We start from the raw sequence: 14,576 nt of genomic DNA on the forward strand, positions 1-14,576 counted from the left end.
ATATACAACCTTGGTACTAAGTTTACAATTTCTCCATTAAAATTATAAACACTTTCACTTGGTCCGCAATTTAGAAGAATGTATCGGTTAATCTGGAAAAACAGTAAGTCTTAATATAAAAATAAAAGAACAGGTTACCTATGGATTAATTTGTCGATAACAGATGTCGTAGAATAACCACTAATGATCGGGTTGATAATAACCTTACCTCCTGCATTCTGCACCTCTTTTGCTCCCACAATCTGATCTATTGTATAATCCCCCCCTTTAACCAAAACATCTGGTTTTAGCCGTTGAATTAATTCTAAAGGTGTATTTTCATCAAAGATAACCACAGCATCAACGATAATTAAAGAAGATAACATTTCAGCTCTGTCTGATTGATTATTAATAGGACGTTCCGGACCTTTTAAACGTTTAACACTATCATCAGAATTAATCCCTACAACTAAAATATCTGCGCTTTCAGCAGCTTGAGATAATGAGGCTATATGGCCTTTGTGTAAAATATCAAAGCAACCATTGGTAAATGCAACGGTTAATCCTTTCAATCTCCATGCTTCTCGCAACAATTCAATATCTCTCGCAGAAAGAATTTTGTGTTCAGGAAAAGTTACATTTTTCATAATAACATTTTTATAAATCTAAACGTAACGATGCCGAGTTTAGATGTTATTCATTCCGTGGCCCGACAAGGTTCATTAAAACCGTAAGTTGATTTAATCTTTATTAAAAACAAAATAAATAAAATTGATTTTATTTATTTTTTAACAATTGTCGTATTTATACGAATTTATAATTTGTTTGTTCCTTCTTTAGGAAAAACAATTGTCGGTTGAAAAGATTTTGCTTCTTCAAATGGCAATATTCCATAAGAAATAATAATTATCACATCTCCAACAGCGCCCTTTCTAGCGGCCGGTCCATTAAGACAAACTGTTCCACTACCTCTCTTACCCTTTATTAGATAAGTTTCAATGCGTTCTCCATTATTGACATTAACAATCTGGATTTTCTCACCTTCTATCATATTTGCAGCATCCATTAAATCTTCATCCAATGTTAAACTACCAACGTAATTCAAATCTGCTTCCGTGATTACTGCTCTGTGAACCTTTGATTTTAATACTTGTATTTGCATAGCGTTTGCAAATTTATATTCATTTTTTGGTTATGAACAAAACTAATATTTCACCAAATCACATAATTTAATTTTAATAAAAATACATTGAGACTCAAAATATTAAATAAAAAAGACTATAGAATTTCAATTTTTGATATATATCAAAACTGAAAACATCCCATAGTCTTTTGCAAAAATTAACATTTCTACTATTTCTGACGAACAATTACACCATTCATAATAATAGTATTTCCTTCTTTTGTTTCTAAATTATATACTTTCTGTATACCACCTGCTTTTTCCTCTGAATCCCAAACTTTAAATTCTTCAATTTTGCCATTTTTAGGATTCACACTTTCAATATTTTCCCCTATTTGAATGGATCCAATGTTCTTCAATCCAGTAGTTGTTTGCATTGGATGATTAGGCGTTGCAGACAATTGTTGAATCGTCAAGGCTATATCATGACCATCATTTGAAATAATACTTTTCACGACAGTCAATTTAGTTAATGCGTAATTTTTTTCCTCATGTGCCATTACTTGGCTTACCGTCGTCACTTTAGTTGTATGTTCCGCTTCATTTGCAACAAAAATCTGATCTCCTAATTTCACATCTTTAATCATTTTTTTGGAGCCATCTGCCATCGCCACCAAATCTTCGCCAGGAAAACAAATATCATTACCGTAAGTTCCCGCTTCTGCGCGATTTGCATCTTCGCCCTTCAATGTTGCCTTATATCTCAAATAACTAAATTCTTTGGATAAAACATAAGATAATTTCAAAACGAAAAACGGTTCTATTTTATCAATACCATGAATATCTTCAAAATATTTTTCCCAAACTTTACCATCCGAAAAGTTATTGGGAATACAAGAAATGTAACGCTTACCTGTTTCTGTTGTGTAATAAATCATCGTTCCCAAAGGAGCGTCTTCACCTTTAATCGACAAAGAATACAAATCGATTCTCTTTTTCTTACCATCATCACCCGTTATAAAATAGGGTTTACGGTCTTCGTATCTTTCAACGATATATTTATTATCTCCAAATTTGGCATAATCATCTTTATCCAAATCCTTAATATCAAATGTCTTCGCTTGTTGAAACTCTTCCATAGTCAGTCCTTTATTTTTCTGCGCTAAAAGAACTGTCAAATTCAATAAACTAAATAGTAATACAAAAATCTTTTTCATCTCTTTACATTTTACATTCAAAAATTGATTAAGAAACCTTTGCAAGTGCCAATGCGAATGTTTTCATTTCCTCCAAAGTCCCAATTGAAACACGACACCATTGTTTATCATTAAATTCCCAGCTACGCACACTGACACCATATTTCATCATATTCATTACAAATTTTTTACTATCTTCTTTTACGGGAAAAACTAGAAAATTGGTATCAGATGGAACATACTCATAACCTTCTTTTTTCAAAGCGTCGTATAAATATTTTTTTGAAGTTTGTATACCATCATAGGACATTTTCATAAATGGTTTATCCTGATAAGACACAAGAGCGGCAGCCCAAGTGGCATTAGCTACGCTCATAGAGCCTGGCGTAATCTGTTCAAATTTCTTTATAGTTGCAGGCTGACCGATCATATAGCCGAAACGCATGCCAGCCATTCCATACAATTTGGAAAAAGTACGCGTAATAATGATATTATAACCTTCCTTAATTAAGGGAATCATGGTAGTCTCTGCAGGATTTTCCACTAAATCTATATATGCTTCATCTACGAAAATCATTGTTTTTTTAGAAACTCGTTTACAAAATTCGCGTAATTTATTGGAGTCAACTATCGTTGCTGTGGGATTATTAGGGTTACATATATAAACTAAAGAGGTATTGCTATCAACAGCTTTCTCAATTGCATCCAAATCAAACTTATAATCAGAAGTCAAAGGCAATCTTAAGACTTTAGTTCCCATACTTTCGGCAGTACTCAACAAATCTTCATAAGTAGGTTTAGAAGATACAATCGTTCCTTTTCCATATAGAATGGCTCCGGCTTGTAATATCGGAGAAGAACCTGCACTCAACAACAAATTATCGGAACTCAGACCCTCAAAATCTGCAATTTTTTTCGACATTTCTCTTCCCTCATAAAAAGCATATTGATAACTTTTATCAATGGATTTTTGAATTGCTTCTTTTGCACTAGCAGAAGGCCCGAAAGGATTTTCATTGGCACTAAGCCTTGCCTTAATTTCTGGAGGAGTAGTCTCCATGGCGATAAGGTTGTCAGTCAAAAAACTTTGGCTCAAAGTTTCCTTAATCTCTGCAGCTGACGCTTTTTTCAAAGAAGTAAAAAAGCTAGTACCAAAAGCCAAACCACCCGTCAATAGTGCGCTATTTTTAATCCAACGCCTTCTATCTAATTGAGTTTCTGTAGTCATAGTGTATAGTTTATTATGTGTAAAAAGTGTTCCAATAATTATTTACTTAATTCAAAATTTTTCTGAGTTACTTTACTATGGATCGCATTCACCACACTCCTACCAGACTCTAACGCACCTGCCATCCAGCCATTTAGATAAGTGAGATTATCTCCAGCGAAATAGGTACAACGATCAGGCTTAAGTAAGGTTTGATAGATAGTTTGTCTTTCTTTTTCAGAATAAATACCCCAACCACCTAAAGTATATTTCGTTTTATGCCAACTCACAGAGAAACTTTTTTTCTCGTATTCTGTCGCATATTGAGGATGAATTAAACTACCTTTTTCAAATGCTAATTTTTCTCTATCTGCATAGGACAACTCTCCCACTTTTTGCGCTCTCTCATTAAAATTATAGTAGCCAATCAACATTCCTTTTTGACTCAAATAATCATTTGAAGGATAAAAAATCTGATACAAGTCATTATTTGTATGTGTAATTCCTCCAAAAATTTCTTCATCCTCTTCCCAAAATCGGCGTTTAAATTGCATACCAATTTTTCCCGCCATGATGTATTCAGTTTTATCAATCGCTCGACTATAACTTGATGCAAAATTATGAGAAATATCACTCAACACTTTCAATGGAATCGTACTGATACAAAAGTCACCTGAGATCTTGTGAGTACCCACTTTATCTTTGTATGTTATAGTCACTTTTTCATCGCCATTTTCGATATTAGTCACTTCACTATTCAAATGAATATTTTGCTCGACTTTTTTCGCCATAGCTTTTACTAAAGCGTCATTTCCCCCAACCATTTGCAGCATTGTTTGTTGCAATTCATATACATATTCGGCTACACCATAAAAATCACTCCCCAATAATCCTGAGGAAATAATTTGATCTAATTTAAAAGGTTCACCCACAGTCCCAGGATGATCGCCATCGGCAGGATAACTCGTATAACCACGTCGCGAAGAGCCTTTGTATAAATCATCCATATTTAGTGCACCTTCGGCACGTAAATATTCCAAATATTTCTCTCCATCCTCCTTTGTCATTGGAAGATCTAGCGCTTTAGCATCTATTGCTTTAGCCAACAATTCTGCCGTGTATCCGCGCATATCATTGTGCAAAGCTGCTTTCTTAATTTTTTTATTGGAAAGCGGACCATTTCCTTCACTATAATAATAGGTAGCTTCGTCAACATTATTATACACTTCCATTGGAATTTTAAATTCCTTGCAATAGTGTAACGTCACTTGGTGAAAATGCGGCACTCTAGAAGGTCCTGCATTAAAATACATACCTGAGTCAAAATGAGCAGTTTGAACACCATTTGTAATTTCCTCTGAACTGGCACCATTTCTTACGGAAAAAACACGACCACCCACACGTCCTCTTGCCTCTAACAAAATACATTTGTAACCCAATTTACCTAACTCATACGCAGAAACAATACCTGAAAGACCCGCGCCGAGGATAATCACGGTCTTACTACCATTGGGAATCTTAGTATCCAAAGGAGGCAATTCGTGTAATTTAGCTTCTGCTTTGAGTAAGCCCAAGGATAACATACCTGGTAAAGCACCACCGGTTAAAATACCTAATTTCGTCAAAAAATCTCTTCTCGTAGTCATACATACATTTTTGATAGTTTGCCGAAAAAACAAACCAGTTATTTTTCTCTTACTCTTTTAAACATTATCCCCTCATTCCATCGAGGAAATACATTCGTGTTTGCTAGTTTTTTACCTACATAATATATAAACGACAAATCATCCATCGTACCACTTATATCCCAATCTGCACTATAATTATCTGAAGGTTTATGATAATTGTATTTTACATAGTCTTCGTTCTTCTTCATTCCCCATACTTCTCCATATTGAAGGGAATTAATGCCTCCTTCTGTGTATAACGTAGGTACTCCCACTTTGGCAAAACTAAAATGATCGGAACGATAGTACCACCCATTACTTGGATCAGGAACAGCTTTTACATCCCTATGAAAATATATTGCTGCACTATCTGCATATTTATCCACGTCAGACATTCCTTTTCCTATTACAAAAATGTCTTTCATTTTACCAAAAGGTTGTAAAACATCCATATTAATATCAACAACTGTTTTTTTCAACGGAAATATTGGATGTGTACAATAATATTCTGAGCCCAATAGTCCGGCTTCCTCACCCGTAACGGAAAGAAATATAACGGTTCTTTCATTCATACCTGCAGACTTAAATTTTTCTGCTAGTGTTAGCAAACCAGCAGTACCAGATGCATTGTCTGCAGCTCCATTATAAATACTATCTCCGTCAATAGCTTCCCCTACGCCAAAATGATCCCAATGCCCCGTATAAATAATATATTCATCCTTTTTGATCGTTCCAGGCAAAACACCAATAACGTTTGTGGATATCGATTTTTTAATTTTATTATTCAGCGTACCATTTAACACCAATGGAAAAGAAATAGCCGTGCTACTTTTAGTATGAGCTTGTTCGAAAGTACCCCAATTTATTCCAGACATAGCAAAAAGCTTCTTTGCTGTCGATTCTGAAATCCAACCTTCAATTGCGCATCTTTTATTATTTTCAGAACTATTAAGATATAATTTAGATTTAGACCAACTAGATCTTACTACGCTCCAATCATAGGCTGCTGGTTTTGTTTCATGCACAATTAGTACACCCAATGCGCCTTTTCTTGCAGCCTCTTCAAATTTATAAGTCCATCGTCCATAATAGGTCATATCTTTTCCTCGAAAAAGGGAATTATCATAGTATCCAGGATCATTAATCATCACAATTACAATTTTCCCTTTTACATCTATTCCTTTATAATCATTCCAACCATACTCGGGAGCGTCTATACCAAAGCCAGCAAATACAATTGATGCATTATTTATTTTAACTTCTTTTTCAACTCGTCGTGTACCACCTACGATATCTGTAAGATTTTGTAAAAATAAACTCTGCTCTTTTCCTTTAACAATCATACCATTGGATTGAAATGAACCAGACAGTTCAACCATTGGAACTTTTTGAAAATAGCTTTTTTTATTGCATGGAATTAACCCAATAGATTTAAATCTTGAGGCTAGATAACTGGTAGTCAATAGCTCCCCCTCTGTAAAAGGCTTTCTACCTTTAAAAGAATCAGAAGCTAACATACTTATATCTTTTCGATAACAGATTTCTTCCTTACTCGAAAATTGATAATCATCTTGATGCTGTGCCAACGCGAGAGTATGTACTATAATTGTAAATATAGTGAAGAGGATTTTTTTCATCAATTTCTCATTAAATATATTAAGTAGCTATTAGGTTAAAGATAGTCCAATAATTTCAAACAAAAAAGAGATTGCTAATTAGCAATCTCTTCTAAGTTAATTTCTGATAAGTAATGGTTACATTCTAGTAACCACCTCCTTGACGACCACCGCGATATCCACCACCATTGGAGTTACCACCTTTATAGCCACCACCGCCATTACCATAAGATTTTTTTCTAAATTCACCTTCTGGTTTTGGTGTTGATTCGTTTACAATAATTTTTCTACCACTAATCTCAGTTTCATTTAAGTTACTGATTGCATTTCTTGCTGCTTCGTCATCAGACATTTCAACAAATCCAAATCCCTTACTTCTGTTGTTGTTAAATTTATCGGTAACAACTTTAGCAGAAGCTACTTCTCCATATGGAGAAAAAAGATTGAATAAATCATCACTAGTAATCGCCCAGCTTAGGTTTCCTACGTAAATGTTCATGGTTTTTTTTTATTAATTTTTATATTTTATAACAGTAAACCAAAACCCAAAACCATCTTCAGCTAACGCGACCGGATTAATTGAGATATTGAAATTGACTGCGTTTACCTAACGAAGATATAATTATTTATTTACTTAACAACTTTTTGCGTATACTTTCAAAAAAATTAAAAAAAAATTAAAATTCTTATTTAAAGTCAATTTTCATTGAAATTTTTACAGTAATTAATGTTCCATAATGTGTACCTCTCTAATTCACTTTTAAGACGACCATTAAAGTCAGGCAAATCTTTATTCTTTTTCTCTGTCCATAAAGTCTCTGACAATGCAGCTAATCTCGGGAATACCATATACTCCACCTTAGTAGGCCCAGCCATGTATTCCGTCCATACGTTACCTTGCGCCCCGAGCACATATTTATACTCATCTTTGGCTAATTCTTTAGGAATCGGATCATATTTGTAGACATTTTGGTAAGGCAAATAACCACCTATAGTCAAAGAATCTTCGTGTTTTAATTGTGCGTGATCTAGGTATACATACTCCCCAGGAGTCATAATTACATTATGATGTAATTTAGCGGCTGCGATACCGCCTTTTTCCCCCCTCCAACTCATAATCGTCGCATTCGGAGCAATACCACCTTCAAGAATTTCATCCCAACCAATAACGCTTTTGCCTTTACTATTTAAAAACTTCACAATTCGTTCAACAAAATAGCTTTGCAAACCTTCCTCGTCTTTCAATCCTTTTTCCTTAATTAATTGTTGACAAAATGCAGATTTTTTCCAGTAATCTTTTGGTGCTTCATCTCCACCAATATGTACATATCTTGATGGAAACAATGGCAGAACCTCACTCAACACATTTTCCAAAAAAGTAAATGTATTCTCAGAAGGTACATATATATCAGGATAAACACCCCAAGATTGTTGCACTTCTTTCTTATCTCGTGGTCCGAACCAAGTCACTCCAGGTAAAACTTCGGTAGGTTGTTCTGGGAAACAGCTTAATTCAGGGTATGCTGCAATTGCTGCAGAGGAGTGCCCAGGCATTTCAATCTCTGGAATAACGGTAATATAACGATCTGCCGCATATTTCACGATATCTTTCACTTGTTCTTGCGTATAAAAACCACCTTCTTTAGTTTCATCATTGCCCGTCCCAGGATGATGTCCTATAATTGTTCCGTTTCTCCATGCTCCAACCTCTGTTAATTTTGGATATTTTTTTATTTCGATACGCCATCCCTGATCTTCTGTCAAATGCCAATGAAACGTATTCATCTTATGTAAAGCAATAAAATCAATATATTGTTTTACAAAATCAGCTGGCATAAAATGTCTACCACAGTCTAACATCAAGCCACGATACTGAAATCTTGGTGCATCTATAATGGCTACATCGGGAATAGAGATAGAAGTTTCTTTTGTTGTAGGTAAAAGCTGTAATAATGATTGCATCCCATAAAATACACCTTCTTCATTATCCGCTTTTATTACAACATTTTTAGGTGTTACATTTAAAGAATATGCACCTTTTACGCCTTTACCAGAGCCCACTTCCAGTAAGACTTGCGCATCTTTTTTATTTGTAGTAATAGTAGTGACATCCAAATAATCTGCTAAATATTTTTTCAAATAATCTGCAGTTTTTTCTCCACCTTTTCCTACATAAATTTTTAATTCTTTGGAAAATGTAAAATTACCTGCATTAACCGTTAATTGATTTGGTTTGGGAATAATGTTTACTTGAGTTTGCGCCTGCATTCCTTCTACTGCAAGTAAGAAAGACAGAGCCAGTAACAATTTTTTCATGTATATTTTTTGATTTATTTTTCAATAATTGGAAGTAATATTTTGCTAGCAGCATTAGAACTATGATGAATACTAATTTCTGCTTTTTGAAAATCGCTGTCTTTTGCATGATAGATATCTACAAATTTTTGAGGATTTCTATCCACAAGAGGGAACCATGTACTTTGAATCTGCACCATGATACGATGTCCTTTTTTGAATGTATGTGCAATATCGGGCATGGTATATTTTACCTCTTCTACTTTTCCTGGTGCAAATGGCACTGGATTTTCCAAACTTTTCCTAAATCTTCCTCGGAATACATCTCCACGTACCAACATTTCATAGCCATTCATAACATACGCATCCTTATCGGAATAACTAAAATCATCTGGAAATACATCAATCAACTTCACTACAAAATCAGCGTCTGTTGTGCTAATACTTACCTGCAAGTCTGCTGTTAGCGGACCGGCCAATGTAATATCTTTATCCAATATTTCCGTTTGAAAACTTAATACATCTGGTCTCCAAGAGGCAAATCGTTGATCGTCGGTCATATATTCTCTCGTACGATATGCTTTTACGCCGTCTGTATAAGGCACTGGTTTGAATGGATCACTGATATAGCTCGTAGCTTCTTTTTCTGAATCCGTTGGAGTTGAAAAGCTCAAACTATTATTTTCATGTAAATAAATAGGCGTTTCTTTTTCTTCTGCAGGAGGCCATTTTGCAAAATGATGCCATTGATTTTCACCTGTAAAGAAAATATTTGCTTCATTAATACTATCAATATTTCCTTTACCTAATAAATAATAATCGAAAAATGGGATTTCTATATTTTTTGCATAGTAATCGCTTGTAGCACTACCAAATTGTACATTTCCCAAATTAGAACCATCGCTACCACGACCAGCCCATTGTCCGTGAAACCAAGGTCCCATAACTATTTTATTGTTGTTTTTTGCTTTTGATTCTATCGCACGATATGTACTCCATGCTCCAAAACAATCTTCCGCATCGAACAAGCCACCAACGACCATCGTATTAGTTGTCGGCAACACATTCTCTGCGAAATTGCGCACATTGCGTTCCTTCCACCATTTATCATAATTAGGATGATTCATTAAATCATTCCAAAATTTAATACTGTCGCCCATTAATTTTGTCAAATTAGGTAAAGCTCCTTCTGTTAAAAAGAAACCATATTTATCCTGCGTAGGAAAATCAAAACCAGGGGTTCCTTTCGTAGTCGGCACAGGTCTTGGTTTACCAAAACTTGAATAAAATGAAAAGGCGTCCATCGCCATAAATGCGCCATTATGATGAAAATCATCTCCTACAAACCAATCTGTAACCGGCGCCTGCGGACTTACTGCAACCACTGCTGGATGTTTGGATAAAGACGCCATTGTGGAATAAAAACCTGGATAGGAAATACCAAATACACCGACTTTTCCATTATTATTTTTAATATTCTTTATCAACCAATCTACAGTATCATAGGTATCGGAAGACTCATCAATATCTTTTTTCGTTTTCTTATCCGCAATATAAGGTCGCACATCCACAAATTCTCCTTCACTCATCCATCGACCACGTACATCTTGCAAGACCATGATATAGCCTTCTTTCAAATATTCCTTATAATGATTTGCATAAAAGGCGCGATATTCATTTCCGTATGGAGCACAAGAATAGGGCGTGCGTGTCATTAAAAACGGATGTTTTTCCTTATTATCTTTAGGAACATATACAGCGGTAAATAATTTCACGCCATCTCTCATTGGGATAGAAATTTCCTTTTTTTCATAATTATTTCTAAACCACGCGGAGTCAATTGTTTGTGCATGCACAGTGGCAAACAAAACAATGCCGGAAAAAAGCGACACAATTTTTTTCATCAACTAAATATTAGAAGTTTAATTTCAGCTTAACTTGAGGTCGTGAAAATACAATAAAAATAGCATAACACTTCAAAAAAACGCAGCTTCGTTTATATTTGCGCATGATCACAAAATGGTCATTTAGATATGGAAAATAAAGAAATCATCCTTCAAAATCTTCAACATATATATACACGAATAGCTGAGACTTGTTTAAAAGCCGGCAGGAATAAAGAAGATGTTCGTTTGCTATTGGCGACTAAAACGCAAGATGCAGATACGATCAAAATTGCATTGGATGCTGGAGAAAAATTAATTGGGGAAAATAAAGTACAAGAATATACTGAGAAATGGGAGGAACTAAAAGACTATAATATTGAACGACACTTTATAGGACACTTACAAACCAATAAAATCAAGGAAATTATCAAATATGTTACTTGTATTGAATCTGTCGATCGTATTGATCTTGCACAAAAATTAAGCGCAAAATTGGTAAGTGAAAATAAAACAATGGAAATATACATTGAAGTAAATACTTCAGAAGAAGATAGCAAATCGGGCGTCTCACCAGAAAATGCAATTGCATTGATTCAACAGATTAAAGCACTTCCAAATATCCAAATCACAGGATTAATGACGATCGGTAAACCATCAGAAAATCCAGAAGGTACTAGATTTTGTTTTCAAATTTTAAGAAAATTAAAAGAGGAAGCCCAAGCCCAAAATTTGCTACCTCAGAATTGTGCACTTTCCATGGGTATGAGCCATGATTTGGAAGTCGCCATTGAAGAAGGAAGTACCATTGTAAGAGTCGGCTCCGCTATATTTGGAAATAGAAATTACGCTAAATAATTAGCGTAATTTCTTTAAGATGGGCAGCAATACTTTTTCCATAATTATATATCCTTCTTTATTGGGATGTACGCCATCATAGGTCAATTTGGTTTGCATTCCGTTTTTATCATCTGCCATTTTGGGAAAATAATTTACATAAGTAAACTTCTTTTCTTTTGCATACGCTTCCAACATTTTATTCAATGCGGGAATTTTTTCATTGGGAGACAATCCCTTTCGCCATGGATAATCATAAGCTGGCAAAACAGAGCAAATGATAGGTTTAATTTTATGTGCTTCTGCTAATTCACACATAGAAACAATATTTCCTAAAATATTTTCCAAAGAAATAAATCCTTGATTTTGCGCAATATCATTCGTTCCAGATAGTATCACAACATAAGAGGGGTGTAAATCAATTACATCTTTTCGGAAACGAACCAACATCTGCGAGGTTGTCTGACCACTGATACCACGATCTATATATTTATTTTCTATAAAAAATGAACTGTCAAATCTATACCAGCCTTCCGTAATAGAATTACCCATAAACACAACATTGCGCTCCCTTTGAGGTAATATTTTAACTAGATCATTCGACTTTTCATATTTATTAAATTGCGCCCAATCTTTTTCCGTCTGTGCATTCAATTTTCCAACCAAAGTGATCGTAGCAACAAACAACCATTTTCTTACCATAAATTATGTTTTAAGAGTCTATTAACGTTAGAGATTAAACTTCATTTCTCATCTGAAGTCCTATATATGTAGCACAACACTACGAAACATCAGCATCAATACTACAATTGATATTCCTGCTCCGCCTCAAAGCTACAAATTCATTCATTCACCAATAAATTATTCTATTATGAAAAAGGAATTTGATTTGAACTATGACACATTTACAAAATGTATGTTAACCAGTTTATTTGTAGGCATTTCTGCAGTTTATATCAATTTAGCATTTGATATGTTATTCAGATATTTCACTAGATACAATTTATCCGCTATTATCAATGTATCATCGATTATCATGGGTTGTGTAATTTTACTCTTGATATGTGGTGTATTTTACTACGGATTCAAAAGATTGTTTAAAGGATCAGCAAGCACCGTATTTGGTATAGTTTTTTTAGCCATTACCGCTTTTGCAATCTATAAAGTTAGTGGTGTTGTAAGATCTCCCATCTTTAAAGAAACCGTAGAATTTAGAGAAGAACTTTCTGGAATCTTAGCAATCAATGGCATTTTGGCCGCTATTTTTATACCATTTCTTTATAAAAAAGATAAATTAATCAGTAAGGTTTTATAAATATATAAATTTAGAATGATGACTTGGTCGTTGAATCATCAACGACCTTTTCTTTTTAATCAAAGAATTCTACCATTTTATCTAATAAAACTTTGGGAGTACTAACCCTTTCAAAGGTTTTGGAACTGACAAAAAATAAGGTAATCTCACTCTTAGTTAATATTTTACCTTCAGCGTTTAGTATTTCCGAATGAAAAACAATACGATGTGACGGAGCTTGACGCACCTGCGTCTTTATCGTAAGTAAATCATCATACATAGCAGGACGTAAATATTTGATTTTCATATCAACGACGGGCATCATAATACCATCTTCCTCCATTTGCTTATAACTGTACCCCAAACCACGTATTGCCTCTACCCTACCCACTTCAAAATAAGTTGGATAATTTCCATAATAAACAATACCCATTTTATCCGTCTCGGCATATCGTACACGTATCTGAGTTGTCGCTTCAAACATAATTTCTTAATTTACAATTCAATTAATAAAATTTACTTTCATTTTTCTAGAAAATAAAAATTATATGGAATATAACACTTTAGGAAAATCAAATATAAAGATTAGTGAAATAGGATTTGGATGTATGTCTTTAAAAAATATCGAGTCCGAAAATATTAACATAATTCACTCCGCAATAGATCAGGGCATCAATTACTTTGACACTGCGGATATGTATGACAAAGGTGACAACGAAATATTAGTAGGAAAAGCAGTTAAGGAAAAAAGAAAAGAAATCATACTTGCGACCAAAGTAGGCAATCAATGGAGAGCTGATGTAACTGGCTGGGATTGGAATCCTACAAAAGAATATATACTTAAAGAAATCGACAATAGTCTGCAAAGATTACAAACGGACTATATTGACCTTTACCAATTACATGGCGGGACACTGGAAGACAATATAGATGAAACGATTGAAGCCTTTGAAATATTGAAAGAAAAAGGCAAAATATTGGAATATGGCATTAGCAGCATTCGTCCAAATGTAATTAGAGAATATGTCCAAAAATCCCATATAGTAAGTGTGATGATGCAATATAGTCTTTTAGATCGTAGACCAGAAGAAGCGATGTTGGGCTTGTTAAAGGAAAATAATATTAGTGTACTTTCTCGTGGTACCTTGGCAAGTGGATTATTAGTAGACAAACCTGCAAAAGCTTACTTAGACCACACGGAAAAAGGAATTAAAGATTTTCAAAATCTTATACATAAGCAAACTAATGGCAAAGATACTGCAACCGCTGTCGCGATTAGTTTTGTACTTTCCGCACCAGCGTTAGCATCAGCGGCGATTGGAATAAGAACACAAGCTCAATTGGATTCCATCCTGCATGCTTATAGTATCCGAAACGAATTCAAACAATTAGCAAAGGAACTTGCAGATCATTTATATCCGTTGAAATACAGCCAACATCGTTAAATAAAAAAGCTTGCCAATTGGCAAGCTTTTTTAT

Annotated in this window: 14 protein-coding genes; 3 read left to right on the top strand and 11 right to left on the bottom strand. The window is 34.4% G+C overall.

Annotated features, from left to right (window positions below):
* Positions 1–134: 134 nt before the first annotated feature.
* The 9 genes from rfaE2 to E0W69_RS12985 all read right to left on the bottom strand — a co-directional run bounded on the left by rfaE2 (position 135) and on the right by E0W69_RS12985 (position 10,987).
* On the bottom strand, positions 135–626 hold the full coding sequence (rfaE2, locus tag E0W69_RS12945) for a D-glycero-beta-D-manno-heptose 1-phosphate adenylyltransferase (RefSeq protein WP_131330473.1): 492 nt from the start codon (positions 624–626) through the stop codon (positions 135–137).
* A gap of 167 nt (positions 627–793) precedes the next feature.
* Complete coding sequence (gene panD / locus E0W69_RS12950) at positions 794–1,141, bottom strand: aspartate 1-decarboxylase (protein ID WP_131330474.1); 348 nt, start codon at positions 1,139–1,141, stop codon at positions 794–796.
* Positions 1,142–1,332: 191 nt separating this feature from the next.
* Positions 1,333–2,319: a Hint domain-containing protein gene (locus E0W69_RS12955; RefSeq protein ID WP_131330475.1), complete on the bottom strand. Its 987-nt coding sequence runs from the start codon at positions 2,317–2,319 to the stop codon at positions 1,333–1,335.
* Positions 2,320–2,347: 28 nt separating this feature from the next.
* Complete coding sequence (locus tag E0W69_RS12960) at positions 2,348–3,526, bottom strand: pyridoxal phosphate-dependent aminotransferase (RefSeq protein WP_131330476.1); 1,179 nt, start codon at positions 3,524–3,526, stop codon at positions 2,348–2,350.
* 38 nt (positions 3,527–3,564) lie between these two features.
* Complete coding sequence (locus tag E0W69_RS12965; protein ID WP_131330477.1) at positions 3,565–5,151, bottom strand: flavin monoamine oxidase family protein; 1,587 nt, start codon at positions 5,149–5,151, stop codon at positions 3,565–3,567.
* A 38-nt stretch (positions 5,152–5,189) separates the two neighbouring features.
* Positions 5,190–6,809, bottom strand: a complete 1,620-nt coding sequence (locus E0W69_RS12970; RefSeq protein ID WP_131330478.1) for a M28 family metallopeptidase — start codon at positions 6,807–6,809, stop codon at positions 5,190–5,192.
* A 124-nt stretch (positions 6,810–6,933) separates the two neighbouring features.
* The gene (locus E0W69_RS12975) at positions 6,934–7,287 is read right to left on the bottom strand and encodes an RNA recognition motif domain-containing protein (protein ID WP_131330479.1); all 354 of its coding nucleotides are present in this window, start codon (positions 7,285–7,287) and stop codon (positions 6,934–6,936) included.
* Between the two features lie 197 nt (positions 7,288–7,484).
* Positions 7,485–9,104, bottom strand: a complete 1,620-nt coding sequence (locus E0W69_RS12980) for a beta-N-acetylhexosaminidase (RefSeq protein WP_131330480.1) — start codon at positions 9,102–9,104, stop codon at positions 7,485–7,487.
* A gap of 14 nt (positions 9,105–9,118) precedes the next feature.
* A complete protein-coding gene (locus E0W69_RS12985) occupies positions 9,119–10,987 on the bottom strand; it encodes a CocE/NonD family hydrolase (protein ID WP_131330481.1) in 1,869 nt (622 codons plus the stop codon).
* Positions 10,988–11,116: 129 nt separating this feature from the next.
* On the opposite strand from E0W69_RS12985, the gene E0W69_RS12990 reads away from it, so the two are divergent.
* On the top strand, positions 11,117–11,824 hold the full coding sequence (locus E0W69_RS12990) for a YggS family pyridoxal phosphate-dependent enzyme (RefSeq protein ID WP_131330482.1): 708 nt from the start codon (positions 11,117–11,119) through the stop codon (positions 11,822–11,824).
* On the opposite strand, the gene E0W69_RS12995 is transcribed toward E0W69_RS12990, so the two are convergent.
* Positions 11,825–12,505, bottom strand: coding sequence for an SGNH/GDSL hydrolase family protein (locus E0W69_RS12995; RefSeq protein ID WP_131330483.1), 681 nt, complete (start codon positions 12,503–12,505; stop codon positions 11,825–11,827).
* Between the two features lie 169 nt (positions 12,506–12,674).
* On the opposite strand from E0W69_RS12995, the gene E0W69_RS13000 reads away from it, so the two are divergent.
* On the top strand, positions 12,675–13,118 hold the full coding sequence (locus E0W69_RS13000; protein WP_131330484.1) for a hypothetical protein: 444 nt from the start codon (positions 12,675–12,677) through the stop codon (positions 13,116–13,118).
* Positions 13,119–13,173: 55 nt separating this feature from the next.
* Here E0W69_RS13000 and E0W69_RS13005 read toward each other — a convergent pair whose 3' ends face one another.
* The gene (locus E0W69_RS13005; protein ID WP_131330485.1) at positions 13,174–13,581 is read right to left on the bottom strand and encodes an acyl-CoA thioesterase; all 408 of its coding nucleotides are present in this window, start codon (positions 13,579–13,581) and stop codon (positions 13,174–13,176) included.
* A 64-nt stretch (positions 13,582–13,645) separates the two neighbouring features.
* On the opposite strand from E0W69_RS13005, the gene E0W69_RS13010 reads away from it, so the two are divergent.
* Positions 13,646–14,542: an aldo/keto reductase gene (locus E0W69_RS13010; RefSeq protein WP_131330486.1), complete on the top strand. Its 897-nt coding sequence runs from the start codon at positions 13,646–13,648 to the stop codon at positions 14,540–14,542.
* Positions 14,543–14,576 lie beyond the last annotated feature (34 nt).

It is taken from the genome of Rhizosphaericola mali, from assembly GCF_004337365.2.
Lineage (GTDB): Bacteria > Bacteroidota > Bacteroidia > Chitinophagales > Chitinophagaceae > Rhizosphaericola > Rhizosphaericola mali.